Origin of the sequence: Vibrio sp. F13 (genome assembly GCF_020806305.2) — a bacterium.
Lineage (GTDB): Bacteria > Pseudomonadota > Gammaproteobacteria > Enterobacterales > Vibrionaceae > Vibrio > Vibrio crassostreae_C.
The window spans coordinates 1,437,065-1,461,935 of record NZ_CP170175.1 but is presented as its reverse complement, the minus strand read 5'-3'; the positions used below and the strand labels follow the sequence as shown (position 1 = coordinate 1,461,935).

Sequence of the window (24,871 nt, the reverse complement as noted above, 5' to 3'; positions counted from 1 at the left end):
CTCAATAGATAACTTTAGCGACAGATAATAGAGTGCAGGTATGAAGCTACGAATTGTGGCAGCTTCATTAATAATGGCGCTGAGCTCACCCTTGAGTCATGCTAATTTGGCTGATGTGGGAGAGCCCGTTCCAATATATACAGAAGCTGAACTGATTAATTTAATCGAAAATAATCAACATCTAGAGCGAGTGAAAGCTGATAAGTGCCAGTTAGTTGAAGATATCGTTGCTCGTGCAACGCGTATTAGCTTGCCTTCTTATGAGTTTTTATACGGTGATATGTTGGCTTGGGGTGTGTGTGTTCCACAAGATGTAGAGCTTGGCCTTTACTATATGGAAAACGCGGCACATCAAGGTTTACCCGCTGCATTAGAGCAGTTAGGTCGTTATTACTCTCGTGGTACTTTGGTACAACAAGATCAAGAGCGTGCGATTCCGTATCTACGTGAAGCAGCCTCGATGGGTAACTTAAGTGCGAGCATTCACTTAGCGGAACTCTTGTTACGTGACTACGGTAGCCCATTGGATTATGAAGATGCTTACCGTTGGTTGTATAATTCGGTAACCGCAGACCAAAGACAACACAGACGTATCACTGTGCTTCGTAGCGGTCTGGAACAGAGAATGCCAGACAATATTATTGCTCGAGCAAAGCGTCGAGACGTATTCTGGTAATACCGAACAAAAAACCTGTAATGATCCCTGCACTCATTGTTACAGGAAACAAGACTTAAAAAGCCCCGCCTAATTTAGTTAGTGCGGGGCTTTTTACGTTTAGGAGGTCATGCTATTCGATTGCGAGTTTATTGAACCACCTCACCAGACTCAATCACCGTTTCACGAACAGCCTTGGTGAAATCGAGTGCTTCTTGACGAATCTTATCTTCGTCTACCGTTAGCATGTCGCGATCTTGCATGATGATCTTGCCATCAACGATGGAGTGACGAACATTGCCTGAGTTAGCTGAGTACACCAGTGCTGAGTATGGGTTGTAGACTGGAACCATGTTTGGCGCCTTAGTATCGATCACTATGATGTCAGCCAGTTTGCCTGCTTCAAGAGAGCCGATCTTATCTTCCATGTGCAGCGCTTTTGCTGCGCCCATGGTCGCCATGTCGATCACTTTGATCGGCGGCATCGCAGCACGATCTTTGTTAACTAGCTTGTGAACTTTAGCGACTTGGTTGAACTCATCAATGGTGCTCAGTGTGTTACCAGACATTGGGCCATCAGTACCTAAACCGATACGCACGTTCTCGTCATACATCTTAAGGGCAGGTGAGACACCTTTTGCTGACTTGATGTTAGCACTCATGTTATGAGCCACGCCCATATCCGATTTCTTCACCAGTTCGATATCATGTTCGTCAACGAGGATCATGTGTGCACCCACCAAGTTCTTGTTGAGTGCGCCAATGCTGTCCATGTATTGAACCGGGGACAATCCATCAGAACGCTCTGCGATTTTCTCTTCTTCACGGTGTGATTCTGCAAGGTGAATCATTACTGGAACATCTAATTCTAGGGATAGTTTAGATATTTTCTGAAGGATCTCTGTGGTGTTGGTGTAAGGCGCATGCGGGGCAAACGCTGGTGTGATGCGTGGGTGATCTTTGTATTCTTCAATGAAGTTCAACGCGTACTTAATGCCTTCTTCGGCGTTGGCCGCATCGGCGACTGGGAACTTAATCACCGTTTCACCTAGGATGGCACGCATACCGATCTTATCGACGGTTTTTGCGACTTCATCTTCGAAGTAGTACATGTCGGCGTAAGTGGTCACACCGCCTTTCACCATTTCAACGTTACCTAGGTTGGCACCAATGCGTACCATGTCTCGCGATACTAGCTTCTTCTCTAGCGGGAAGATGTAGCGGTGTAGGCGATCTGGCACATCATCGGCCAACGAACGAAAAACTGTCATTGATACATGAGTATGGGTATTGATGAGACCTGGCATAACGATATCGCCATCAACGTCTAACACTTGCTTAGCTTGGTACTGCTTCTCTAGTGAAGCATCACCAACCGCAATGATTTTGTTGTCTTTGACGACAACAGTACCGCTTTCATAAACCGTTTTGTCTTGGTTCATGGTTAGAACCATCGCATCGGTAATCATCAGGTCAGCCTTTTCCATTGCCGAACTTGCGAATGGGAACAGCGCTAGGCTCGCCATAGCTGAAGCCAATAAAGTGCGTTTTAGTTTCATATCATACCCAGAACAGGAGTTGGTAAAGTGCGTGGATAATAGTGTATTTCATTCATGGCGCAAACGTTTGTTTTATCGTTTGCTTGAAATTTTGATGATAATCCACGTCTATGAAGCGATGTTTCACAAAGTGAAGATATGTATCAATCTGAGGTTATTTGAGTGTTTTCTAAAGCATATCTGTAGCTTACCCCTAGCATCAGATATACTAGGGGTATATACCTTCCTTGCTTAAGCAGGCCCGCCTATGTCAAAAAACACACCAACGTCAGAAAATACGACAGCGACAACCACTGTTGATCCTTTTGCCGACCGAGAGTCGAAAAATTACGATAACCCAGTACCAAGCCGAGAGTTCATTATTTCGTTTCTAACAGACGCGAATATTCCGATGAACCGCAACGATCTATTCGAAGCTTTGGGTCTTGCTGGAGAGGAACAATATGAAGGGCTGCGTCGTCGTTTGCGTGCAATGGAGCGTGATGGACAGCTTATCTTTACTCGTCGTCAGTGCTACGCATTGCCTGAGAAGATGGAACTGATCAAAGGCTATGTGATTGGTCATAAAGACGGTCATGGTTGGGTTCGCCCAGACGGCAGTGTGGGTAAAGACAATGATATCGTGCTGCCGCATCATCAGATGAAAACCATCATGCACGGTGATTACGTATTGGTTCAGCCTACTGACAACAGTAAGCGTGGCCGTCGTGAAGGTCGCTTGGTTCGTGTGCTTGAAGAGCGTAAAACGCCACTTGTTGGTCGCTTCTTCCTAGAGTACGGCCATTCTTACGTTGTTGCTGATGATTCACGTATTAGTCACGACATCCAGATCCCTACTGAGCATAAAGGCGGTGCTCGAATGGGTAATGTGGTTGTGATTGAAATTACGGATCGCGGTGGTCGTTCTCGTAACATGATGGGGAAAGTAACCGAAGTTCTTGGTGAAAACATGGCGCCGGGTATGGAAACGCAGATCGCGATCCGTACTCACCAGATCCCACAAGAGTGGCCTGAAGCGGTAGATAAGCAAATCGAAAACCTAGGTGAGCATGTTCCTGAAGAAGCAAAAGAAGGACGTGTAGACCTGCGTAAACTGCCATTGGTTACCATTGATGGTGAAGATGCGCGTGACTTCGATGATGCGGTTTACTGTGAAGCGAAGAAAGGCGGCGGCTGGCGTCTATGGGTAGCGATTGCTGACGTAAGTTACTACGTTCGCCCAGATACAGCGCTAGACAAAGAAGCGATTAACCGTGGTAACTCGGTATACTTCCCGTCACAAGTCGTGCCAATGCTGCCAGAAGTGCTTTCAAATGGTTTGTGTTCATTGAACCCTCAGGTAGACCGTTTATGTATGGTGTGTGAGATGACTATCTCAGACAAAGGTAAACTGTCAGGCTACAAGCACTACGAAGCGGTAATGAATTCTCATGCTCGTCTTACTTATAACAAAGTAGGCGCGATCTTAGATGGCAATGAAGAATTACGTGAGCGTTACGAACCTGAAGTACCACATCTTGAAGAGCTTCATAAGATGTATAAGGTGCTTAAGAAAACGCGTGACGAACGTGGTGCGATTGAATTTGAAACGGTAGAAACTAAGTTTATCTTCAATGCGGATCGTAAGATTGACCGTATTGAGCCAGTAATTCGTAACGATGCACACAAGATCATCGAAGAATGTATGATTCTTGCGAATATCGCATCGGCATCTTACGTAGAAAAAGCGAAAGAGCCTGCGCTGTACCGTGTTCACGAAACTCCGGGCGAAGAGCGCTTAATGGGCTTCAAGAGCTTTTTAAGTGAATTAGGTTTAACACTGGAAGGTGGTCTGTCGCCATCACCAGTAGACTATGCACAACTGATGCAACAGATTAATGAACGTGAAGATCGTGAATTAATCCAAACCATGCTGCTACGCTCAATGAAGCAAGCGGTATACAACGCGGATAACGCGGGTCACTTTGGTTTAGCTCTTAAACGCTATGCTCACTTTACCTCGCCAATTCGTCGTTACCCAGATTTGCTATTGCACCGTGCGATTAAGTACCTTATTGCGAAAGAAGAAGGTCGTAACAGCGAACGTTGGACGCCAACTGGTGGTTACCACTACACTTTCGATGATATGGACTTCTACGGCGAGCAGTGTTCAATGACTGAACGTCGTGCTGATGACGCAACGCGTGAAGTAAACGACTGGTTGAAGTGTGAATACATGCAAGACCATGTCGGTGAGGTGATGGATGGTGTGATTGCCAACGTGACTGGTTTTGGCTTCTTTGTTCGTCTAACTGAACTGCACATTGATGGCTTGGTACACATCTCAGCGCTAGCGAATGATTACTACCAATTTGATGCTGTTGGTCAGCGTCTAGTGGGTGAAAGCTCAGGTAATATCTACCGCTTGGGTGATTCGGTTAAAGTGAAGGTTTCTGCGGTTAATTTAGAAACTCGCCAAATCGACTTTGACTTAGAAGACACTGATCGTCAGCCGCGTGGCAAAGGCAAAACAGCCAAGAAGCGTGCAGCAGAAGCGATGAAAAAGGCGAAAAGCAAGAAGCGCTCAGCAGTGAAGAGTAATAAGCCAGGTGTATCAGCGAAGCCTATGGTTGAGCCAACTAAGCGACCTGACGGAAGCAGCGAAGGCCCTGCTAAGAAGAAAAAGCCAGCGAATAAAACCGGTGCTGCTAAAGCTCGCGCAAAGAAAAAGCGTGCAGCAAGCCGTAAGCCAAAGGCTGATAAGTCTTAAGACTGATAAATCTTAAGGCTAATAAGGCGCTGTGCTAATCAGGTTTAGCGCCTAACTGATTTAATTTAATGCGAGAGTATCAGGCGTAAGACGCATACTCTCGAAATGAACAACACAGAGAGGGATGCATCGGCATTGATGTCATTCATCTCTGAGCAATAAGAGTAACTTGAGACAATGAGTAACGAATTTATTTACGGTATTCACGCGGTGAAAGCCGTACTAGAAAAAGATCCTGCACGTTTTATCGAAGCGTATGTATTGAAAGGTCGCCAAGACGAGCGTCTTCTTCCATTACTGAACCAACTGCAACAGTTTGGTGTGTCGATTCAACAGATGGGTCGTAAGCCGTTGGATGAAAAAGCACAAGGTGCGAATCACCAAGGTCTTATTGCTAAGGTGAAGCCTGCTAAGCAGCTTAATGAAACTCACCTAGACGATATCCTAGCGCAGCACGAACAGCCTTTGCTGTTAGTTCTAGACGGCGTAACAGACCCTCATAACCTAGGCGCTTGTCTACGTAACGCGGATGCCGCAGGTGTCGCTGCTGTTATCGTACCTAAAGATCGCTCTTCGCCGTTAACAGCAACGGTAAGCAAGGTTGCATGTGGCGCAGCTGAAACGGTTCCTCTCGTGCGCGTAACCAACCTAGCTCGCACAATGCGTGCACTGCAAGAGCAGGGCGTATGGTTTGTGGGTACGGCAGGTGAAGCAACGCATGATATCTATCAAGCGAAGCTAACGGGTCCTCTTGCGGTAGTTATGGGTGCAGAAGGTGACGGTATGCGTCGTTTAACTCGTGAAACTTGCGATGATCTGATTAAGATTCCAATGGCAGGTAGCGTATCGAGCTTAAATGTTTCTGTGGCGTCGGGTATTTGCCTGTTCGAAGCGGTAAGACAGCGTTTAGCTCAGTAATGCGTTAACGCTGCTTTAAGTCTATGAATTTATTAGCGCTCACCACTTGCTGGTGGGCGTTTCTTTTTAGGCTGTTATAGCAAAATCCATCGGTTTGTCGGATGGCTAGATGGCGACAGAAAAACTGTTTCATTATTCACCAAATAGCGCTTGCCAATACCGGGTTCTTTCTATAACATTTGCCGTCCTTAAAACTCGGTCATTTATCTTTAGTTCCTTGCTTCCTCTGGACGACCGGGCCACTCGTGGAAGCTAATAATCCGTAAGGAGCAACCAAATGCGTCATTACGAAATCGTATTCATGGTTCACCCTGATCAAAGCGAGCAAGTTGCTGGCATGATCGAGCGTTACACTGGTTCTATCACTGAAGCAGGCGGTACTATCCACCGTCTAGAAGACTGGGGTCGTCGTCAAATGGCTTACCCAATCAACAAGCTTCACAAAGCTCACTACGTTCTTATGAACGTTGAAGCTGGTCAAGAAGTGATTGACGAGCTAGAAACTGCTTTCCGTTTCAACGATGCAGTTCTACGTAACATGATCATGCGCACTAAAGGCGCTGTGACTGAGCAATCTATTATGCTTAAGCAAAAAGAAGAGCGTGCAGAGCGTGCTCCTCGTCGCGAAGAGCGTACAGAAGCTAAACCAGAAGCAGCTGCTGAGTAATTCTTTTTTGGCTTAACGCCTTAAAAAATTCTCAACTTGTTTTAGGTCATTGATAGTTATTTCGATAATTGTGAAAGACCGCTTTACTAAATTTAAGATCAGGAGATAGCCCATGGCTCGTTTCTTCCGTCGTCGTAAATTCTGCCGTTTCACTGCAGAAGGCGTACAAGAGATTGACTACAAAGACGTAGCAACTCTTAAAAACTACATCACTGAAGCTGGTAAAATCGTACCTAGCCGTATCACTGGTACAAGCGCTAAGTACCAGCGTCAACTAGCTCGCGCTATCAAGCGTTCTCGTTACCTAGCTCTACTACCGTACACTGACAAGCATCAGTAATCGGTAATAGTTAATAATAGTTTAAGAGGACTAAGATAATGCAAGTTATTCTACTTGATAAGATCGGTAACCTAGGTGGCCTTGGCGACCAAGTAAACGTTAAATCTGGTTACGCTCGTAACTTCCTTATCCCACAGGGTAAAGCAGTTATGGCAACTAAAGACAACGTTGCTATGTTCGAAACTCGTCGTGCTGAACTAGAAGCTAAAGTTGCTGAGCAACTAGCTGCTGCTGAAGCTCGTGCAGAGAGCGTTAACACTCTAGAAGGCGTTACAATCGCTTCTAAAGCTGGTGACGAAGGTAAACTATTCGGTTCTATCGGTACTCGTGACATCGCTGACGCTATTACAGCGGCAGGTGTTGCAGTAGCTAAGAGCGAAGTACGCCTACCTGAAGGCGCTCTACGTAACATCGGCGAATTCGAAGTAAGCATCCAACTTCACTCTGAAGTTTTTGCTACTGCGAAAATCGCTATCGTTGCAGCTGAGTAATTTCAGTACCAAGACGAATTCTTTCTTTTGAAAGTTTTAAACACCAGCTTCGGCTGGTGTTTTTTATGTCTGGAATATAGGAAAGTACAAGGAAGTGCTACAGTAGGTAAAAAGCTTACGGTGATCCATAAGCTGTTATTGCTGAACAAGTTGTTCTCAAGGTTAGAGGTGGCCTAAGATTAGAACTGGAAGAGCAAGTTGATCGATAGAACAGAGTCTTGTTTGCTTAAGCCTTCAGGCACTTTATCGTGGTACTGGCGAGAGTGAGCGATCTTCAGCGCGATATTGTCAGTAATATCGTTGATGGCTTCTAACTCAGTATCAAACTTTAGGTTACTGTGACCAGAGACAAGCGTCACGTCTGCCTTGAGCTGCAAATTCTTCAACACCTGCCATGACGTATTCACGTTGCCACGGAAAATTGCCTCTTCAACAATCTCTGGGAAGATGATGTCATCATCGTCGATCTCATCGAGGTTTGGCTCTTGGTAACGAAAACCTGGGCCCACTTCGACTTCCAATACAAACTCTTCGGTATTCGAAAACTGGTAACCCAGACCACTCGAAATTGTGTAGTCCTTAAAGTAAGCACTGTATCTCGAGTCGACTCCTTTGAAACTGCCGTAAAGGTAGGTTTTAGGGCTTAACTTGTAGTCACTCTGAGCTGAGTAAGTCGATTGCCTTTTATCTTCTTCGCCATCTTTGTAGAGGTTGTAGTATTTCCATTCACCACTGGTTCTATGACGGCCAGCCGTGTACTCACCGTTAAGGCGTGCGTTAAGCGCTCGTGAATCAGAGTTACCAGTATGCGACTGATATCCAAATTCGACTTCCGTTTTTAGCGGGCTCGGCAGTTCTGTATCACTTGTATCACTCGGTGCGATATCCATATCTTTTTCTTCAGGTGTCGGTGCAACGACGATCGGCTCAGAAGTAGGTTCTGAAACTACTATAGAGTCGAGGATTGCATCAACAGAGTCTTTAGCATCATCAGCTAAGGCCATCGGAGCGCTCAGGAGACCAGTGCTTAGAAGACCAGTGCTCAGAGCCAATAATTTGGACACGCATACCTCTAGTTATACAGTGAGTGAATGGCAGGATCGTAATGCTACCCTTGGTTAATTCCGTCAGCAATAGGTAAATTCTTCCTGAAGAATAAAACAAACTCATAGGATCGGATTACAAACGGATGTTCTTGGGTATAATGAACGATCATTATTAGTTATTGAGTGTAGTCATAGTGGATACCAAAAGTCAGAAATCAGCCAACGATCAGGTGGACGCCATCAAGGTCCCGCCACATTCATTAGAAGCTGAGCAATCTGTTATTGGCGGTTTGTTATTAGATAACGAACGCTGGGATACAGTTGCCGAAAAGGTTGTGGCCAAAGACTTTTATAGCCGTCCTCACCGTCTGATCTTTGAAGCGGTAAAGGATATCCTTGAAGAAAGTTCTCCTCTGGATCTTATTACACTCTCTGAACATTTAGAGCTGCGTGAGCAACTTGAAGAAGTGGGTGGCTTTGCTTACCTTGCTGACTTAGCGAAAAACACACCAAGTGCCGCAAACATCAATGCGTATGCGGATATCGTAGCGCAACGTGCACTTGTTCGTAGCCTGATTGGTGTCGCGAATGAGATTGCTGATTCTGGTTATGACCCTCAAGGTCGTACTTCGGAAGAGCTGGTTGATCTTGCTGAAAGTAAAGTCTTCGCGATTGCCGAAGGCCGTGCAAGTGAAAACGAAGGTCCACAAAACGTTGATAGCATTCTAGAGAAGACGCTAGAACGTATCGAGATCCTATACAAAACGCCGCAAGATGGTGTGACAGGTGTCGATACTGGCTTCAACGACCTCAACAAGAAAACAGCAGGTCTACAAGGCTCTGACTTAATTATTGTTGCTGCTCGTCCATCGATGGGTAAAACCACATTTGCGATGAACTTGTGTGAAAACGCGGCGATGAAGCAAGACAAACCGGTTTTAATCTTCTCGCTAGAGATGCCAGCCGAACAGCTGATGATGCGTATGCTTGCGTCACTTTCTCGCGTAGACCAAACCAAGATTCGTACTGGTCAGCTAGATGATGAAGATTGGGCTCGTATCTCGTCGAGTATGGGTATTCTGATGGATAAGAAGAATATGTATATCGATGACAGCTCGGGTCTAACGCCAACAGAAGTGCGTTCTCGTGCTCGACGTATCGCTCGTGAACACGATGGTATCTCTATGATCATGATAGATTACCTTCAATTAATGCGTGTACCTTCGTTATCTGATAACCGTACTCTTGAAATCGCCGAGATTTCTCGCTCATTGAAAGCGTTAGCAAAAGAGCTCAACGTTCCGGTTGTGGCACTTTCTCAGCTTAACCGTTCCCTAGAGCAACGTGCTGATAAGCGCCCAGTAAACTCGGATTTGCGTGAATCAGGTTCGATTGAGCAAGATGCCGATTTGATCATGTTCATCTATCGTGATGAGGTTTATAACCCAGATAGTTCCTTGAAAGGCATTGCTGAGATCATCCTTGGTAAGCAACGTAACGGTCCGATCGGTTCTGTTCGTCTTACGTTCCAAGGCCAACACTCCCGATTTGATAACTATGCAGGCCCTGCATTTGATGATGAGTAATCGCTAATGACTTACATGAAAGCGGCGACGGCGAGCATTGACTTAAACGCGCTCGAACATAACCTGAACCAGATAAAGTCGAAGGCTCCTCAGTGCAAGGTCATGTCTGTTGTGAAAGCCAATGGCTACGGACACGGCTTACTGCATATAGCCAAGCATTCAAAAAGCTCTGATGCTTTTGGTGTGGCGCGTATTGAAGAAGCGTTACAACTTCGTGCTGGTGGCATTGTTAAACCTATTTTGTTGCTGGAAGGATTTTACTCTTCGGGCGATTTGCCAATCTTGGTGACCAATAACATTCAAACGGTGGTGCATTGTGAAGAGCAATTAAGCGCGCTAGAGAATGCGGATTTGGAAACACCCGTTGTGGTATGGCTAAAAGTCGACAGTGGTATGCACCGATTAGGTGTTCGCCCTGAGCAATACCAAAACTTTGTTGAGCGTTTGCATCAATGTGCGAATGTTGCCAAACCTCTACGTTACATGAGCCACTTCGGTTGTGCTGATGAACTGGATAGAGCAACCACCGTTGAACAGACAGAGCTTTTCTTGTCGCTTACTGAAGGTTGTGAAGGGGAGCGTTCACTTGCTGCCTCTGCGGGTTTACTCGCTTGGCCAGACAGCCACCTTGATTGGGTTCGTCCGGGAATCATCTCTTATGGTGTTTCTCCGTTTGTTGATAAATCAGCGCAAGAGCTGGGCTTTTTGCCGGTGATGACTCTGACTTCACACTTAATTGCGGTTCGTGATGTGAAGGCTGGTGAAAGTGTGGGTTATGGTGGTAACTGGACCAGTGAGCGTGATACCAAGGTTGGTGTTATCGCAATTGGTTACGGCGATGGTTATCCTCGCACTGCACCTAACGGCACCCCAGTATTCGTTAATGGACGAAAAGTACCAATCGCAGGGCGTGTGTCCATGGACATGCTAACAGTTGATCTAGGCCCTGATGCGGCAGATAAAGTCGGCGATGAAGCGACTCTGTGGGGTAAAGATTTACCTTCAGAAGAAGTGGCTGAACATATCGGCACTATCGCTTACGAGTTAGTCACTAAGCTGACTTCGCGTGTTGCGATGGAATATGTGAAGTAATCATGGATCTTGATAAGTAAATTATGTTCAAGCGAACGACTCGAAGCTGGCTAATGTCTGCAATGACATTACTCGGTGTCAGCTTTTCTTCTTCCGCTGTGAGTGAAGAAAAAGATTCAGCCTTTGTTCCTTTCTACTTCAGCACCGAAACCATGGGTAACACCTTTGGGGTTGCGGGTGTCGCAAAGGGTGTTTGGCAACCTCAAGCCGCTCTGTTTGGTATGGCACTCTATTCAGACAAAGACAGTTACGTCGGTTTTCTATCGGCTTTTAACTATGCCTTGTCTGAGAACGTATTGTTTAGCACTCAGATGTATCAAGCGCGCTTCAACGACAACCCGTATTACATTGGTTCTCAAGGCGATAATGATTCATCTATCGATGACAAAACCATTGCTGATGGCTTAGAGCAAAACTATCAGTTTGAGTTTAAGTATTTGCTACCTTGGGGCAACGTTGCAGAACACGGTTTACTCGGTGCTTTTCAGCCAATCAAAGATGTGAGCTTTGCTTCGCCAATCGAATCGGGTGTCAGTTCGATTCTATTTACGCCTTTTTATACTGCTCGTGAGTTGGAAGGTTTAAATAATACCGAAGAGGCAACAGGCTTTAGTTTGGCGTTTGATTGGGATAACCGTGATAGCACACGCAACCCGACCAGAGGTTCTCACACTAACCTTGAGTTCACCACTGGCGCAGAGAGTTGGTCTAACGATGACTTGTGGCTTAAGTGGACCTTCCAAAATAGCCAGTACTTTGCTTTAGGTCCTTTAGGGGACTTATTCGATCAACAAGTTTTAGCATTTGATTTCTATACCGCTGACACGCCAACGTGGGATAACTGCTCTGGGCAAGATTGTGCTCGCCCACCAGAAACGGAGCAAGCTCGATTGGGTGGCTTGTATCGTTTACGAGGTTATACCGGAGGTCGTTATCACGGTCGCTCTGCAGTTCATTATTCTGCTGAGTACCGAGTACTTCCTGACTGGCAACCACTTGGCGATATCCCACTGATAAACTACTACGATTTGCCTTGGTGGCAATGGGTAGCGTTTGCTGAATTAGGGCGCGTTGCCGATGAGTACGACATCAAAACACTGCACTCGGACATGAAATGGAGCTTAGGTGGCGCGGTGCGTTTCCAAGTGGAAGGTATTGTTGTACGTGCTGAGTTGGCGCGAGGTGGTGACGAAGGGGCCTTTAGGGTTATGATAAACCAGCCCTTCTAAACCTTTCGGCCTACAGTAGGCCAAATACTATTTTTATAAGAGTGGTCGTGGAAACACACCACTCTTTTTTATTAACAAGATATTGTTTTTATTAAGGAGATCTTGTTTTCAATCAGTCTACTCACCTTGCATCGTAGCAATCACAGTTCGGCTTCCACCACAATCTCGGTGCTCTCCTAAGTAATACCAATTAAAGTAAAAATGTGATCTAATTAAGATTGATGAATTATTGTGAAATTTAGCCATGGATAGCCTTAATAACACTGACTTCAAAAAGCTTGCGAGCCAGCAAAAAACCATTCAGATGAAGATGCGTTTACTTGCGCTCGCACACTTTAAAGACGGCCTCTCTCGTACACAAATTGCAAAATCTCTCAAAGTCAGTCGAACCAGTGTCAATAAATGGGTTCGGATTTTTTTTGAAGAAGGCCTAGAAGGACTTCAAGAAAAACCTCGGACTGGTAGGCCTGCATACCTCACCGATGAGCAGCGGGCTCAACTCAGTGCCTTCATAAAAAAAGAAGCTGGATCACCTTCTGGTGGCCGCCTTGTTGGAAGCGATATACATGACTACATCGTTAAACACTTTGACAAGCACTACCACCCTAATTCCATCTATTATCTCCTCGACCACATGGGTTTTTCTTGGATAACTTCTCGTTCCAAACACCCTAAACAATCACAGCAAATACAAGACGATTTTAAAAAAATTCCAAATCGAAACGATCCTTAAGATCCCCGGCCATATTGGGCTAGAGAGTGTTGATGTCTGGTTTCAAGACGAAGCTAGGTTTGGTCAGCAGAATACAACAACACGTCTTTGGGCTACTCGTGGAACGAGACCTCGCGTAGTAAAACAGCAGCAATTTGAATACGCTTATTTGTTTGGCTCAGTGTGCCCATTGAGAGGGATTGGTGAGGCAATGGTCGTCCCTTGGGTTAACAAAGACATCATGATAAACCATCTAGAGCAGATATCTAAAGTCACAGAAAAAGACCGTCATTCAGTGGTAATAATGGATGGCGCAGGATGGCATACCGATGATGTTGCTAACCCATTTGATAATGTCAGTATTATCAAATTGCCGCCATACTCACCAGAGCTTAACCCTATAGAGCAAGTGTGGAGTTGGTTAAGGCAACACTATCTAGCAAACCAAAACTTCATTGATTATAACGATATTGTTTCGAAGGTCTGTAGCGCTTGGAATGGATTTCTTGAGTGCAAAGATCGCGTCACAAAAATGTGTACAAGAGATTGGATTGACCTGATCAGTTAATTTTCCGGATTGGTATAAATACCCTGCCATGTTCCTAAAGCTAAACGACCATTGCTAATTGGTATTGTCACACTGGTGCCAAGTGTCGATGCTTTAATGTGGGCAGGCATGTCATCATCACCTTCATAGGTGTGTCTGTAGTAGGGCGCTCGCTCTGGGACAAACTTATTAAAGTGCGACTCCATATCGGTACGGACGGTAGGATCAGCGTTCTCGTTTAGCGTGAGGCTGGCAGAGGTATGTTGGATAAAAAGATGTAATAAACCAACAGATAGAGAGTTGATATCGTGTATCTGTTGTTCAATTTCATCAGTAATGAGATGAAATCCACGCTTTCGTGCATTTAGGTGTATAGTCTTCTGAATCCACATACGCCATCCTTTATAATGTATTTGGAAAAAAAGTGGTTTAACGCTATCTTTTGAACTTGAATTTATCAGGTATCGCTCACATTTAATTATGTTAGAGCTAGAGTCTGTACCGATTCTTCTGTCAGGAAATCTAATCCTGATTTATCTCAAGGTACAGCTCTTCATATGCGGCATAATACGTAGTGAAAAAAAATTACAAAGAATCTTTCAGTGGTGACGCGGTTTGGTCATCACAGAAAAATATAAACTTTCGCCTAATCGGGGGTTCTATTCATCACCCAGGTGACGTTTAGAATAAAACCTACAGTAACATCGGGATAGATACCATGTTGAAAAATATCAACCCAACGCAAACACAAGCGTGGAAAGCTCTAACGGCACATTTTGAGTCTGCTCAAGATATGGATATGAAAGAGCTGTTTGCTCAAGATGCAAAGCGTTTCGAGAGCTTTTCTACTCGTTTCGGTTCTGACATCTTAGTGGATTACTCTAAGAACCTTATCGATGCTGAAACTATGCAGCACCTATTTGCTCTTGCGAACGAGACTGAAGTTAAGTCTGCAATCGAAGCAATGTTCGGTGGTGATGCAATCAACAAGACTGAAGGTCGTTCAGTACTTCACACTGCTCTACGTAACCGTAGCGACAAGCCAGTAATGGTTGACGGCAAAGACGTAATGCCAGCAGTTAACGCTGTACTAGCAAAAATGGAACTGTTCACACACCGCATCGTTTCTGGTGAGTGGAAAGGTTACACAGGTAAAGAGATCACTGATGTTGTAAACATCGGTATCGGCGGTTCGGATCTTGGTCCATACATGGTGACTGAAGCACTAACGCCATACAAAACTCGCCTAAACATGCACTTCGTTTCTAACGTAGATGGCACTCACATCGTTGAGACACTTAAGCCTCTTAACCCAGAAACAACGCTATTCTTAGTGGCATCTAAAACATTCACGACTCAAGAAACAATGACTAACGCGCACTCTGCACGTGATTGGTTCTTGGCTGAAGCGGGTGACAACGCACACGTAGCTAAACACTTCGCAGCACTATCAACTAACGCAACTGCGGTCGCTGAGTTTGGTATTGATACTGACAACATGTTCGAATTCTGGGACTGGGTTGGTGGTCGTTACTCACTATGGTCTGCAATCGGTCTTTCTATCTCACTATCTGTTGGCTTCGATAACTTCGTTGAGCTACTAGAAGGTGCTCACGAGATGGATAACCACTTTGCTTCAACTGAGTTTGAAAGCAACATTCCAGTAATCCTTGCGCTTATCGGTATTTGGTATAACAACTTCCACGGCGCTGAGTCAGAAGCAATTCTACCTTACGATCAATATATGCACCGTTTTGCGGCTTACTTCCAACAAGGCAACATGGAATCGAATGGTAAATTTGTTGACCGTGACGGCAATCCAGTAGAATACCAAACTGGTCCTATCATCTGGGGTGAACCAGGTACAAACGGTCAGCACGCTTTCTACCAACTGATTCACCAAGGCACTAAGCTGATCCCATCAGACTTTATTGCTCCTGCTATCAGCCACAACCCAGCATCTGATCACCACCAGAAGTTGATGTCTAATTTCTTTGCTCAAACTGAAGCACTAGCATTCGGTAAGACAAAAGAGACAGTGGAAGCTGAATTCCTAGCGGCTGGCAAAACAGCTGAAGAAGTGGCTGAGCTTGTACCTTTCAAAGTATTTGAAGGTAACCGTCCAACGAACTCTATTCTTGTTAAGCAAATCAACCCTCGCTCTTTAGGTAACCTAATCGCGATGTACGAGCACAAGATCTTCGTTCAAGGCGTTATCTGGAACATCTTCAGCTTCGACCAATGGGGTGTAGAACTTGGTAAGCAACTAGCAAACCAAATTCTTCCAGAGCTTGCTGACGATGCTCAAGTAACGTCTCACGACAGCTCAACTAACGGTCTAATCAACGCATTTAAAGCGCTTAAAGCTTAATTGAGTTGATAGCACCAAAAAAACGCCAACCTTCGGGTTGGCGCTTTTGTATCTGTATAGCAAGCATTGGTTAAATCGCAGGTAATAAAAAAGGCTGGCATGATGCCAACCTTCTTTGAGTTGATACTCAGTACTGCTAGAAATAAACAGCTGTTATTCGAAACAGATCTCGATGAAAGCATTACCCCATTGAGAGGAGAAAGGCATGATGATGATTGCCCCATCACACTTGTGACGAATCGTATGACCTTTACCGGAAACCACGATTGGTGTTGCCATATCGAAGTCAAAACCGCTTTCCGCAAGAATACGTTTCGCACCGCCAGTCACCATGTTAGTGATTTCACCCACCATATCAGTCACTTCTTCGTTGAGGCCGTTTGGTCGTTCACCAAGCATGTTTTCCATGATTTCGAGAGCGAGACCTTCATCAAAGGTGATCGACATAGAGCCACGAGATTGTGTACCCACCATACCAATTAGGCCGGATACATCACCACGAGCGATTTCATCTTTCTTAACTCTCGGTTTTTGTGGCTTCAATTCTAGAGAAGCCATCGTTTTTAATACGTTCATCAAAGAAGCTAAAAACGGGTTTACAAATTCAGCGCGCATAATGTTCTTCTATAATCTTATTCTTTCATCTCGGAGGAGCAAGATTGGCAAATGCCATGCGATTCAATGACATGATTCGTCAATTGAAAGCCATGCTTCTCAGCGTTACTGGCGAGTAGGGTGACAAGCGCATCGTCCTGCAGTTCTATCACAGTGCCACATTTATCGCAGATCAGTAGTTGGGAGAAATGTTTGTTGGCATTGCAAGAGCAGCAGCATATGAAGCTATTGGTTGACTCAACTCTGTGAATGAAACCTTGCTCCAACAAGAAATCCAAAGCGCGATATACTGTAGGTGGCTTGGCTTGCGGTTCACTGACTTTCAACTGCTCTAATAATTCATAAGCACTGGAGGCTTTTTTATTAGAGAGGATGAGCTCAAACACTCGCTTTCTTTGAGGTGTTAATCTAACGCCTCGCGATGCACATATCCCTTCAACTTGCTCTATTAATGTGTGGTCCAAATTTTTCACCATTCAATCGGACATCCCTATTTAAACCCTATTTCTAGGTTACTACGTTTTGGGAGCCAATGATTTCTATTAAAGTCAGGTACAGAGCGTATTGTGACCCACGACTTTGAATAAGACAAGGTAACTCAAAATGACAGTGTGACTCAAGGCATAACTGATTAATGAGGCTGAATTAGAGAACTGGTGAATAGGTTTATAAAAAAGTATGAGGTAAAGTTCATATAGCACAAACAGGGCATAGCACTTACAATAGCCGACCTTGCTTTTGCTGGGTATTCCAGCATATTTTTTTGACTCGCTACCAGGGTACTTTACCATGACACATTCATGTAGATTGTCTGTCGCTCCAATGCTCGATTGGACTGATTAAGCAGCCTTAGCAAGGGCTGAGCTAGTTTGAGGGGTACTATAGGAGTACTAGTTAGAAGTTTTGCTTCTCCAGAAAAGACAAAACCCCCGCCTAAGCGAGGGTCTTTACAGCAGCACCACGCGGGCTTGTTATCGCCTGATAAGTGGGCTGGCTACATTTCAAAAATGTAGTCTTAGCGCTCCGTTTTGGCGTAAACCAAAGAAGCTTTGACAAGATGATCATATGTTGCAGACTGGGAAAAAGCAAATACATTTATACGATATACGTACAATTTTTAGTAATTAGGAGTAATTACAGTAGATTAGAGGTGATCGCTTAAATTGCCCAAATGTAAGCCATGCAGAACGCAGGAGTAGACCTTCTTCATGCTTTCTCTACCTAATCTATTTTTGAAGTAGACTCGCTTCCCATTATCCACTCCAAGAGATACATAGTTAAAACGTTCGAAGCTAAGTGTATAAATCATGTCAGCCTTAACCCAAGTTGTCCCTCTGCTAAAAAACTTATTTCTAGGCAATTGGTTGTCTTCTAACTGCATATGGTAGTTTTGTGGTTTCTCAGGAGCGACAGTGCTCAATGCAACGACGGTTACCAGTTGATGACCGTCAGGCTTAGTGCCTACAACCAAAACGGGGCGATTCTTTACCATTTCAGGCTGCTTTAAGCCGTAAAAATCACACATAAGTATTTGCCCTACTTTAGGGGAAAATTTAATAGCCAACTCTAATAACCTCTATATTATCTGACCTGACCAAACCACCTCACCAATGATTTGAAAGTCTTTGTGCTCTAAATCTTTCTTGCTGATCTCCCACGTTTTATAAATTGGGTTATCGCTTACTACCTCGATTCCTTCAGGTAAGAATTGCAGACGCTTAACTAACAAGGCGCCTTCAAACCGAAATACATAGATCCCATCTGACGCAAAATCATCAATTTTATTGACCATAACCAAGCTTTGGTTTTTGAGCGTTGGCGCCATGCTGTCACCACGAACAGACAAGAGGAATACATTTTCTGGTTTGTAACCGAGATCTTTACGCAGGTATTTTTCGCTGAAGAGGAGAGCGGAGGGATCTTCGTTTTCGACAAGTGAACCTGAACCCGCACTGGCTTCGACTTCATAGAGTTTGACTGAGACATACCCTCTGCTGGTAGGAGCAAGGCTACCGTGCAAGGAGATTTCTTCAGCTTTCGTGATTATGTGTTTCGGTATTTTTCCACGAGCACGCCAGTTCTGAATGGTAGACGACGAAACTCCTAAGCTTTCTGCCAAATCGATATTCCGAATCGTGCCGGTCATCTTTTTTAATTCTAATAATTTATCATCAATTATGTCCATTCTCCCTCCCTTTGGAGTCAATAAAGTGCTTATATAATTACAATTGAGCGTTTAAATTGCTTTTTGAGCTCATTATGTGCTCATCCGTGAGTGAGCAAGATTAGAGCTACTTAATTGCTCTAGATCGTCTTGAATAAACCAGAGTATCACAGGTGACCAGATGAATATGTACTTCGCATTGCTGGCTCGTTTCGAGAGTCCGACAGTTGAATTAAAGGCCGTAAGTCAGGAGTTTTTTGGGATTTTGCCGAAAACCGCAGAGCAGAAAGCTAAGGCGTATGACTTTCCTGTGCCTACTTTCAAACTACGCGACTCTGAACGGAGTCCAACGCTGATCAGGGTGGAAGATTTAGCTATGTATATCGAGAAACGATATGAGCTAGCAAAAACCGATTGGCAATCAGTGAATGGATGAGGAGGAATTATGGAAACCCCTATGCATTCTATCAACATCGATTTTACTCATTCCAGTGAAGCTAAGTTGTTACATCGATTAATTGAAAGCCAGTTGAACCCATCTATTAACTCCGAGGAGGATAGTTATCTCTCTGTTGTTTTGGGTCAATTTGAAGAAGCTATTGAATTACTTGAAAGTCTTGAGGTGTAGACATGCAAACACCAACAGAGATTCGATTCTATGATCTGAAATTGATGATTAAGCGCTATCAATATCGTCATGCAAAGTCGCCGCGTCAACGCGAGTTGATTGAGCAACAAGCTAAATTGATAAGTAAGCGAGTATCGAGCTATGCAAGACACAAATCTTAATGTAGAGGAGCAGCTCAAAGAGCAGGCCAGCCGTGATGAAGCGACTCGTTTTTCTCTAGAGACGTCAATTGGTCATCATTTTTTTAAGCTGCTCCCCCGTGTTGTTCAGGAGGATATTGAACATCAACTTATCAAGCGTAAAAAGCGTAAGAATCCTGATAGAAAAAATCTCGAACTCTTTACTGTTGATGTGTTCAGTCATGCCCTAAAACTTTCACCCATTATTGAAGATAAGTTTCCCTTTGCAGATGCTCGTAAAGAGGCCAAACCCAAACCAGTCGTGTGCTCAGAGCTGCGACCGTACATTCAACTTGATCATTTTACGCTGACCAATGACGAAGCGTTGGAACGTTTGGCGTTAAACCTGACCGAAGTGTTCCACTATGACATCCGCCAAGTAGAGCTAAAGGAAAGCTACTTGTCTGCTTTAGATATGGCTTATCAAGCGATTGAAACCCAGATGAAGGAAATCCACCTTGAGCCTCCGAAGTTATATATTACCGAACAGATGCCGCTTGAGGATTGTGAGCGTGAATACGAAAGTGCAATTCGTCGTTGTTTGGATGTTCGATATTTAGTGCGCAAGCTCATTTATCTACGGAATCAATATATTGAGTTCGCTCAAATAGCACTTGAGCGGGTTGGGGGCGAAAAAGCGCAAAGAAGTTACGTATCGAGTCGTTCATTTGAAATGTGGCGCCGCAAGCAGATAGAAGCCGAAAATTATGTTCAGTCGATGGTTGTCGTCAGTGAAGAGACCGACACCGTTTTTGATTTGAGTGAAGTGGTGAAACGAACGACGGCGAATCATGAAAATCGTCGTATTGAGCTAGTGGTACGTTCTAGAGGTGACGAAGAAAGAGCGATCGATTTAGGTTATGAAGGGGTGTTTATTACTTGGACTTTACCGGGAAAGTATCACCGAAGCTCAAAGCATTGGGTTGGGTGTACACCGAAAGAAGCCCATATAAATTTGATGGCTCAGTGGAAAAGAGCGAGAGCTCTCTTCAAAAAACATCAAGTTGATTGGTTTGGTCTTCGGGTGGCGGAACCACATAAAGATGGGACTCCTCACGCGCATTTGTTTTTGTATTGTCCTAAACAGCAGCTTGAGCAACTAGTGGATATATGCCGTCAGATCGCTATAGAGGAAGATAATGAAGAGCTTAAAACAAAGAAACTTCAGGAAAAACGTTTCTTGGCTAAGCAATGTGATCCATCGAAAGGGACGGCAACGGGCTACATCATTAAATACATTTCCAAAAACATTAATGGTGCTCATATGCCAGAGAAAGAAGCGGATGAAAATGCTTTATCGGCTCGTGCATGGGCATCAATTCATAGAATTAAGCAATTTTCTCAATCGGGCTCTCCTGCAGTGGGGCTTTGGCGTCAACTCCGAAGAGCTAAACCATTAGATACCGCATTCGATGAAGAACTTGATTCACTTCGTGATCACGCTGATAACTCTAGATGGAAGGGTTTTTGTGAATTAGGTAACAAAGCCAAATTAGCCTATGAAGAGCAGTTTAATAAGTACGGTGAGAAGACCAAACGTGTGGTTGGTTTTCGTTGGTTCGGAAAACTTATTGAGACATGCAGCGAGCACTTTCGATTGGTTAAAAAATCGGATCTGAAGCAAGTGCAAGAAGCGCGGAGCGCTTTACCTTGGAGCACTGAAAATAAGTGTAACCCACCGCCGGAAATGGAGATATCCCCGCTCGAAAAAGCGTTGATGGACGTGACGGGTTGGAGCGTGAAAGGGGTTCAATGCTTGCTTAAACCGTTATCGATGGGGGCGAAAATCCCCATTGATAAGCACACCACTCTCAGCCTGATAAATGGAAGGTTGGGAGTGACTTAACCCACGCCAACGATGTGAATCAGGGGCCTTTATCCAATACCAACGTCGAGAGACAGAGGAAGACAATGAAAAGACTATCGCTTGAGGAGTGTCAACGAGATTTAGCCGCCCTCGATGCGGCTGATAAGCTGACAGCCAGCCTAAAAGTGGAAATTGACCGTTTTAAAGAAATGGACACCGGCGCACTCATGAAAAAAGCCATGGGAATGTTGATGAGCGGCAACCTTTCACTGGAGGCGTTAGGCCTTCCCGTTAACTTGTTTGAGCAGCTTGAACACCTCGAAAAGCTCAATGGGGTGGCTCGCCTGAAATACCGCTCAGTCGTAGAGGCTCAAAAGCAGCAGCTTGATGAGATTGAAAGTGCAGAGGTGGAGCATGGCTGAACATAAAAACCCAATCCGTGGGTATATATCTTGTCCAGTTTGTCAGTCGGTCGCCAGCGCCCATCAAGTGGGGGAAGGGAAGCTCATCGCTACAGGGGAACCGCCTAAAAACAGCCGCAACATTGGATTGATGTATTACCGTTGCCCGAAGTGCGGTAACAGCTCACATAGCCATGAAGTGACTAAGTTCATTAAAGCGAATCTTGTCGCTGACTCAACCGAACTTCAACCGACGGTCACCGAGAAACCGTTGGTGGTTGATCCGGTTTTGATAACCGAACCTAACCGAATAGAGGTAACCGAGCTAACCGAGGGGTTAACCGAACAGGAAGAAACACAGGAAACCAGTAAAGACGCGGTTTCCAACCGAGAGGTAACCGAAACCGCCGACGATGAAGAAGCAGAAAACACCCAAGGCACGTTTTCCTTTAAACGAGTCATAGCAGCGTTGGTGTCGGTTATCTTCCTCCTCTGGGCATTTTCTCAACTGCTACCCAAACCGAAAGCCACAACCGAACAAGCGCAAGGAGGGGAGCATGGAGCAAACTAATGAGGTCTTGTTGGATGAGCCTGCGGCGGTGGATGATTGGGGGGATTTTGGGGCGGTCATTGATCAGCTTGAACAACAGGAGCAAGGTGAGACCGATTCGGTTAACCTAACCGATTCAACCGAAACCGAAGATAAAACCGAAGCCATGGCAGGGTTACTGGATATTGTGTTCGCCTTGACCGAACAAGCCACGTCCATTATTTCAGGGGTTGAGTTTGAATTTGACGGTAAAGGTAAAAAAGCCGTCATTGATGCCGCGCAACCGGTCTTTGCCAAACATGGTTCAACCTTGATGGGAGTATTTGGGGACTACATCGAAGAGGCCACGTTAGTGCTTGCTGTTTTGGGCTTGATCTACACGTCTAAACAACAAATGGCCGTCTTGATACAAGCTAAGGAGGTCGAGGGTGAACAAACCAAAACCCCTAGCCCTACCGAATCCCGTTAATGCTAACCCATCCTTTGATGCTGAACACACCCTCTATGTAGCGGGAACGGGAGGAGGAAAAACCTCAGCCGTTAAGTATTTAGGGTTAATCCCTAAAACCGCACAAGCAGTTTTTTTTGACCCCTACGCCAATTACGCGGGGAGTAAGTTTCAAGGGCAAATGTGCCACGGCACGAAGTCACGTCTAGCGTTTGTGAAATCGCTGGTGATGGCGCGTCGTCGTGGCGGCTCGTTTAAGTTGGCGTACATTCCAGCCAATGGGGCAACCTATGAAGAGTTAGAATTTTTCGCGTCAGTGGTGTGGTCGGTAGGGAACGGCCGAGCAAGCCGGCTCTATACGGTGATAGAAGAGTTAGCCTCCTGCGTAGAAACCTCTGGCAAACTTCGAGGTCGTGCGGGTGAGCTGTTGCGTGGCGGGCGTCAGTATGGCCTTGTGGTGCACTCCATATTTCAACGAGGTCAAGAGGTACCGAAAACCGTGACCGAGCAATCCAGCGTTTGGTGGGTGGGCGCGGTGAATTCCATGAGTGATGCTCAATGGATTGCGGATAAACGCGGGTTGGATGTGAATACTATTGCGACGTTGAAATCCGCTAAGGTCAACAAGCAACGTATTGGAAAACCGATCGCGGAATACCTCTTGATCCGTGATGGTATCGGTAATATTGAGCATAAGGCGCTGAACTGTCAGTCAGGCTCAAGACTCAATTTGAACTACCGATAACCGGCCTTTTTAACCTATAGGTTACCCGTCCAACCTATAGGTTAAATCCCCTTTCTTTTTAAACGCAACTCCACTTCTATAAAGACTCAATGTATCTGTTCGAAATCCAACGTCGAGAGACAGGGGAGTTTATGAAAGCTCAGCATAAAAACATCTTGATTGCTGTTGTACTGACCTTACTGATGATTGCCATCATTAATAACGTCTCAACGTTAGAAGCAGTCAAACAACTCATCAACGGCAAACGTGGCTGGTTTTAAGGGGAGACAAACATGTCAGTAAAACCAATCAAACTGAATTCCATGGTCGGGGCCGCTTGGGGACAAAAAGGCACGCTGCCTATTCCTGTTGGGCCAACTTACCATGAGTTAGTGCTAGAGACGAATGCCGAGGCCGCCGAGATTGAACGCTTGTCGATTACGCTGAATGCAGAGGAAATCTATGTCTTAACGGGCAGTGAAATCCTGATGTTAGAGCGCTACAAGCAACGTGCTCATACGACTGGCCATTACGTGATCCCATTCAGTGACATTACCGCTCGCACTAAAAATGGGGTTCGCTACACAGGACTCGTGACGGAGGCGGGCGATAACATTCATTTGGATGTTCAGTTCAAAGAGAAAGCCAGCGGTGATCCCCTGTCTATCCAGGTTCATGCTTGGGTCACCAATGCGCAACCTGCCCGTATCTTGGTTCCAATGATAAAGCGTGAAACCATGCCGGCGAACGCCGCAGGGGTAAACGAGTTTACGAGCTTAGTATCAAGCCCGTTAATCAGTTTGCGCCGAGCGCACTTTATGCACGCGGGCATTACTAAGCTCGAAATTGAGCGTGACTTTGTGAAAGAGTACGAAGCCAACAAGTTCATCAATGAAGCGAATGCCAAACGGAACGAACGTACCCCGCAAGCCGGTTATTTTCACTTTGATCCGATTGTGCGTGGCTTTTCTATTGATGAGCTTTTTCCAACACAACACAGCTCTAATTTGAAATTTTCAGTGACCACAAGTGACGTAGCCGGCTCAATTCCTATTTTGATTGAATCGGTCAAAGTGGTTCGCCCTGAAATGCTCGCAGGTAAATACTAAGGAGCACGCATGAGCTTTTTTGATGACCTGTTGGAGTTTGGTGAAGGGGCACTCGATAGCGTGGGAGAAAATGCCGATTGGTTATTTGGCCACAACGCGAATTCGTCTAATCCCAACACCACGCAGCAGCCAAACACCCCAGTGGTCGACAATAATGGCAATGCCGTGACGACGCCACAAGGTGGCGCTGTCGTGGCGAAAGATAACACCTTGCTTTATGTCGGTGGTGGGATAGCGGCGCTCTTGGTGGTGGTTCTTCTCATTGTTCTCTTCAAGGATTAGCG

Annotated in this window: 29 protein-coding genes and 1 pseudogene; 22 read left to right on the top strand and 8 right to left on the bottom strand. The window is 45.2% G+C overall.

From position 1 onward, the window contains the following. Positions 1-40: 40 nt before the first annotated feature. Positions 41-676 (top strand): flagellar protein MotX, encoded by a 636-nt coding sequence (gene motX / locus LMH68_RS06590; protein WP_017063177.1) that lies wholly within the window; start codon positions 41-43, stop codon positions 674-676. Between the two features lie 128 nt (positions 677-804). On the opposite strand, the gene LMH68_RS06585 is transcribed toward motX, so the two are convergent. After that, the gene (locus tag LMH68_RS06585) at positions 805-2,214 is read right to left on the bottom strand and encodes an amidohydrolase (RefSeq protein ID WP_136979333.1); all 1,410 of its coding nucleotides are present in this window, start codon (positions 2,212-2,214) and stop codon (positions 805-807) included. A 247-nt stretch (positions 2,215-2,461) separates the two neighbouring features. On the opposite strand from LMH68_RS06585, the gene rnr reads away from it, so the two are divergent. The 5 genes from rnr (at position 2,462) to rplI (ending at position 7,379) form a co-directional block, all read left to right on the top strand. Then, on the top strand, positions 2,462-4,963 hold the full coding sequence (gene rnr / locus LMH68_RS06580) for a ribonuclease R (protein WP_229648341.1): 2,502 nt from the start codon (positions 2,462-2,464) through the stop codon (positions 4,961-4,963). Between the two features lie 177 nt (positions 4,964-5,140). After that, a complete protein-coding gene (rlmB, locus tag LMH68_RS06575) occupies positions 5,141-5,881 on the top strand; it encodes a 23S rRNA (guanosine(2251)-2'-O)-methyltransferase RlmB (RefSeq protein WP_017063180.1) in 741 nt (246 codons plus the stop codon). A 277-nt stretch (positions 5,882-6,158) separates the two neighbouring features. Then, positions 6,159-6,548, top strand: coding sequence for a 30S ribosomal protein S6 (gene rpsF / locus LMH68_RS06570; RefSeq protein WP_004741278.1), 390 nt, complete (start codon positions 6,159-6,161; stop codon positions 6,546-6,548). Between the two features lie 112 nt (positions 6,549-6,660). After that, positions 6,661-6,888: a 30S ribosomal protein S18 gene (gene rpsR, locus LMH68_RS06565; protein WP_000090472.1), complete on the top strand. Its 228-nt coding sequence runs from the start codon at positions 6,661-6,663 to the stop codon at positions 6,886-6,888. Between the two features lie 38 nt (positions 6,889-6,926). Continuing rightward, on the top strand, positions 6,927-7,379 hold the full coding sequence (gene rplI, locus LMH68_RS06560) for a 50S ribosomal protein L9 (RefSeq protein ID WP_010434182.1): 453 nt from the start codon (positions 6,927-6,929) through the stop codon (positions 7,377-7,379). Between the two features lie 179 nt (positions 7,380-7,558). On the opposite strand, the gene LMH68_RS06555 is transcribed toward rplI, so the two are convergent. Continuing rightward, positions 7,559-8,443, bottom strand: a complete 885-nt coding sequence (locus tag LMH68_RS06555) for a DUF481 domain-containing protein (protein WP_017071573.1) — start codon at positions 8,441-8,443, stop codon at positions 7,559-7,561. A gap of 176 nt (positions 8,444-8,619) precedes the next feature. Between LMH68_RS06555 and LMH68_RS06550 the strand changes: the two genes are divergently transcribed. Genes LMH68_RS06550 through LMH68_RS06540 form a run of 3 tightly spaced genes read left to right on the top strand, consistent with a single transcriptional unit; the run spans position 8,620 to position 12,332 of the window. After that, positions 8,620-10,011 carry a replicative DNA helicase gene (locus LMH68_RS06550; RefSeq protein ID WP_016767560.1) on the top strand — a complete coding sequence of 464 codons (1,392 nt, stop codon included), beginning with the start codon at positions 8,620-8,622 and terminating at the stop codon, positions 10,009-10,011. Between the two features lie 6 nt (positions 10,012-10,017). Next, positions 10,018-11,103, top strand: coding sequence for an alanine racemase (gene alr, locus LMH68_RS06545; protein WP_017065624.1), 1,086 nt, complete (start codon positions 10,018-10,020; stop codon positions 11,101-11,103). A 23-nt stretch (positions 11,104-11,126) separates the two neighbouring features. Next, positions 11,127-12,332 carry a BamA/TamA family outer membrane protein gene (locus tag LMH68_RS06540; RefSeq protein WP_017059937.1) on the top strand — a complete coding sequence of 402 codons (1,206 nt, stop codon included), beginning with the start codon at positions 11,127-11,129 and terminating at the stop codon, positions 12,330-12,332. Positions 12,333-12,449: 117 nt separating this feature from the next. On the opposite strand, the pseudogene LMH68_RS06535 reads toward LMH68_RS06540, so the two are convergent. After that, a pseudogene (locus LMH68_RS06535) lies at positions 12,450-12,515 on the bottom strand (YjbQ family protein); the annotation flags it as partial. A 61-nt stretch (positions 12,516-12,576) separates the two neighbouring features. On the opposite strand from LMH68_RS06535, the gene LMH68_RS06530 reads away from it, so the two are divergent. Next, positions 12,577-13,612 (top strand): IS630 family transposase gene (locus tag LMH68_RS06530; protein WP_413754964.1). Its coding sequence is split into 2 segments (ribosomal slippage): positions 12,577-13,035 and positions 13,037-13,612, totalling 1,035 coding nucleotides; the frame shifts between segments, so codons are not numbered across the junction. Here LMH68_RS06530 and LMH68_RS06525 read toward each other — a convergent pair. Beyond that, a complete protein-coding gene (locus LMH68_RS06525) occupies positions 13,609-13,983 on the bottom strand; it encodes a secondary thiamine-phosphate synthase enzyme YjbQ (RefSeq protein WP_229648359.1) in 375 nt (124 codons plus the stop codon). The two genes, LMH68_RS06530 and LMH68_RS06525, sit on opposite strands and share 4 nt — an antisense overlap. 326 nt (positions 13,984-14,309) lie before the next feature. Here LMH68_RS06525 and pgi point away from each other — a divergent pair, with 326 nt between their 5' ends. Beyond that, positions 14,310-15,962: a glucose-6-phosphate isomerase gene (pgi, locus tag LMH68_RS06520; protein ID WP_017071572.1), complete on the top strand. Its 1,653-nt coding sequence runs from the start codon at positions 14,310-14,312 to the stop codon at positions 15,960-15,962. 153 nt (positions 15,963-16,115) lie between these two features. Here pgi and LMH68_RS06515 read toward each other — a convergent pair whose 3' ends face one another. The 4 genes from LMH68_RS06515 to LMH68_RS06500 all read right to left on the bottom strand — a co-directional run bounded on the left by LMH68_RS06515 (position 16,116) and on the right by LMH68_RS06500 (position 18,762). Further along, on the bottom strand, positions 16,116-16,577 hold the full coding sequence (locus LMH68_RS06515; protein ID WP_017059940.1) for a chemotaxis protein CheX: 462 nt from the start codon (positions 16,575-16,577) through the stop codon (positions 16,116-16,118). Between the two features lie 17 nt (positions 16,578-16,594). After that, positions 16,595-17,053, bottom strand: coding sequence for a zinc uptake transcriptional repressor Zur (gene zur / locus LMH68_RS06510; protein WP_017059941.1), 459 nt, complete (start codon positions 17,051-17,053; stop codon positions 16,595-16,597). A 668-nt stretch (positions 17,054-17,721) separates the two neighbouring features. Beyond that, the gene (locus tag LMH68_RS06505) at positions 17,722-18,141 is read right to left on the bottom strand and encodes a type II toxin-antitoxin system PemK/MazF family toxin (protein ID WP_102533707.1); all 420 of its coding nucleotides are present in this window, start codon (positions 18,139-18,141) and stop codon (positions 17,722-17,724) included. Positions 18,142-18,153: 12 nt separating this feature from the next. Next, on the bottom strand, positions 18,154-18,762 hold the full coding sequence (locus LMH68_RS06500; protein ID WP_229648358.1) for a S24 family peptidase: 609 nt from the start codon (positions 18,760-18,762) through the stop codon (positions 18,154-18,156). Positions 18,763-18,922: 160 nt separating this feature from the next. Between LMH68_RS06500 and LMH68_RS06495 the strand changes: the two genes are divergently transcribed. From LMH68_RS06495 to LMH68_RS06445, 11 genes are all read left to right on the top strand, one after another. Further along, positions 18,923-19,177: a pyocin activator PrtN family protein gene (locus LMH68_RS06495; protein ID WP_102428663.1), complete on the top strand. Its 255-nt coding sequence runs from the start codon at positions 18,923-18,925 to the stop codon at positions 19,175-19,177. Between the two features lie 9 nt (positions 19,178-19,186). Next, entirely contained in the window at positions 19,187-19,369 is a 183-nt protein-coding gene (locus LMH68_RS06490) for a hypothetical protein (RefSeq protein WP_171342286.1), read from the top strand. 2 nt (positions 19,370-19,371) lie between these two features. Beyond that, positions 19,372-19,530 carry a hypothetical protein gene (locus LMH68_RS06485; protein ID WP_229648357.1) on the top strand — a complete coding sequence of 53 codons (159 nt, stop codon included), beginning with the start codon at positions 19,372-19,374 and terminating at the stop codon, positions 19,528-19,530. After that, positions 19,511-21,394 (top strand): replication endonuclease, encoded by a 1,884-nt coding sequence (locus LMH68_RS06480; RefSeq protein ID WP_229648356.1) that lies wholly within the window; start codon positions 19,511-19,513, stop codon positions 21,392-21,394. Before LMH68_RS06485 ends, LMH68_RS06480 begins: the two co-directional genes overlap by 20 nt. Before the next feature lie 65 nt (positions 21,395-21,459). Further along, on the top strand, positions 21,460-21,777 hold the full coding sequence (locus LMH68_RS06475; protein ID WP_229648355.1) for a hypothetical protein: 318 nt from the start codon (positions 21,460-21,462) through the stop codon (positions 21,775-21,777). After that, positions 21,755-22,327 carry a hypothetical protein gene (locus LMH68_RS06470; RefSeq protein ID WP_229648354.1) on the top strand — a complete coding sequence of 191 codons (573 nt, stop codon included), beginning with the start codon at positions 21,755-21,757 and terminating at the stop codon, positions 22,325-22,327. Before LMH68_RS06475 ends, LMH68_RS06470 begins: the two co-directional genes overlap by 23 nt. After that, entirely contained in the window at positions 22,314-22,775 is a 462-nt protein-coding gene (locus tag LMH68_RS06465; protein ID WP_229648353.1) for a hypothetical protein, read from the top strand. The genes LMH68_RS06470 and LMH68_RS06465 overlap by 14 nt, the downstream gene beginning before the upstream one ends. Then, positions 22,735-23,499: a hypothetical protein gene (locus LMH68_RS06460; protein WP_229648352.1), complete on the top strand. Its 765-nt coding sequence runs from the start codon at positions 22,735-22,737 to the stop codon at positions 23,497-23,499. The genes LMH68_RS06465 and LMH68_RS06460 overlap by 41 nt, the downstream gene beginning before the upstream one ends. Before the next feature lie 131 nt (positions 23,500-23,630). Then, the gene (locus tag LMH68_RS06455) at positions 23,631-23,759 is read left to right on the top strand and encodes a hypothetical protein (protein WP_017081565.1); all 129 of its coding nucleotides are present in this window, start codon (positions 23,631-23,633) and stop codon (positions 23,757-23,759) included. A 12-nt stretch (positions 23,760-23,771) separates the two neighbouring features. After that, positions 23,772-24,587: a major capsid protein P2 gene (locus LMH68_RS06450; protein WP_229648351.1), complete on the top strand. Its 816-nt coding sequence runs from the start codon at positions 23,772-23,774 to the stop codon at positions 24,585-24,587. Between the two features lie 9 nt (positions 24,588-24,596). After that, entirely contained in the window at positions 24,597-24,869 is a 273-nt protein-coding gene (locus LMH68_RS06445; RefSeq protein WP_048666224.1) for a hypothetical protein, read from the top strand. The last annotated feature ends 2 nt before the right edge of the window (positions 24,870-24,871 follow it).

Excerpts from the sequence above, each read along its gene's own strand:
- LMH68_RS06515 (WP_017059940.1), bottom strand. The coding sequence starts at position 16,577 with ATGCGCGCTGAATTTGTAAACCCGTTTTTAGCTTCTTTGATGAACGTA.
- LMH68_RS06495 (WP_102428663.1), top strand. The coding sequence starts at position 18,923 with ATGAATATGTACTTCGCATTGCTGGCTCGTTTCGAGAGTCCGACAGTT.
- LMH68_RS06450 (WP_229648351.1), top strand. The coding sequence starts at position 23,772 with ATGTCAGTAAAACCAATCAAACTGAATTCCATGGTCGGGGCCGCTTGG.
- rnr (WP_229648341.1), top strand. The coding sequence starts at position 2,462 with ATGTCAAAAAACACACCAACGTCAGAAAATACGACAGCGACAACCACT.
- LMH68_RS06525 (WP_229648359.1), bottom strand. The coding sequence starts at position 13,983 with ATGTGGATTCAGAAGACTATACACCTAAATGCACGAAAGCGTGGATTT.
- LMH68_RS06540 (WP_017059937.1), top strand. The coding sequence starts at position 11,127 with ATGTTCAAGCGAACGACTCGAAGCTGGCTAATGTCTGCAATGACATTA.
- LMH68_RS06490 (WP_171342286.1), top strand. The coding sequence starts at position 19,187 with ATGGAAACCCCTATGCATTCTATCAACATCGATTTTACTCATTCCAGT.
- alr (WP_017065624.1), top strand. The coding sequence starts at position 10,018 with ATGACTTACATGAAAGCGGCGACGGCGAGCATTGACTTAAACGCGCTC.
- rlmB (WP_017063180.1), top strand. The coding sequence starts at position 5,141 with ATGAGTAACGAATTTATTTACGGTATTCACGCGGTGAAAGCCGTACTA.
- LMH68_RS06500 (WP_229648358.1), bottom strand. The coding sequence starts at position 18,762 with ATGGACATAATTGATGATAAATTATTAGAATTAAAAAAGATGACCGGC.
- motX (WP_017063177.1), top strand. The coding sequence starts at position 41 with ATGAAGCTACGAATTGTGGCAGCTTCATTAATAATGGCGCTGAGCTCA.
- zur (WP_017059941.1), bottom strand. The coding sequence starts at position 17,053 with ATGGTGAAAAATTTGGACCACACATTAATAGAGCAAGTTGAAGGGATA.
- LMH68_RS06475 (WP_229648355.1), top strand. The coding sequence starts at position 21,460 with ATGAAAAGACTATCGCTTGAGGAGTGTCAACGAGATTTAGCCGCCCTC.
- LMH68_RS06445 (WP_048666224.1), top strand. The coding sequence starts at position 24,597 with ATGAGCTTTTTTGATGACCTGTTGGAGTTTGGTGAAGGGGCACTCGAT.
- LMH68_RS06465 (WP_229648353.1), top strand. The coding sequence starts at position 22,314 with ATGGAGCAAACTAATGAGGTCTTGTTGGATGAGCCTGCGGCGGTGGAT.
- pgi (WP_017071572.1), top strand. The coding sequence starts at position 14,310 with ATGTTGAAAAATATCAACCCAACGCAAACACAAGCGTGGAAAGCTCTA.
- rpsR (WP_000090472.1), top strand. The coding sequence starts at position 6,661 with ATGGCTCGTTTCTTCCGTCGTCGTAAATTCTGCCGTTTCACTGCAGAA.
- LMH68_RS06585 (WP_136979333.1), bottom strand. The coding sequence starts at position 2,214 with ATGAAACTAAAACGCACTTTATTGGCTTCAGCTATGGCGAGCCTAGCG.
- LMH68_RS06455 (WP_017081565.1), top strand. The coding sequence starts at position 23,631 with ATGAAAGCTCAGCATAAAAACATCTTGATTGCTGTTGTACTGACCTTA.
- rplI (WP_010434182.1), top strand. The coding sequence starts at position 6,927 with ATGCAAGTTATTCTACTTGATAAGATCGGTAACCTAGGTGGCCTTGGC.
- LMH68_RS06480 (WP_229648356.1), top strand. The coding sequence starts at position 19,511 with ATGCAAGACACAAATCTTAATGTAGAGGAGCAGCTCAAAGAGCAGGCC.
- LMH68_RS06485 (WP_229648357.1), top strand. The coding sequence starts at position 19,372 with ATGCAAACACCAACAGAGATTCGATTCTATGATCTGAAATTGATGATT.
- rpsF (WP_004741278.1), top strand. The coding sequence starts at position 6,159 with ATGCGTCATTACGAAATCGTATTCATGGTTCACCCTGATCAAAGCGAG.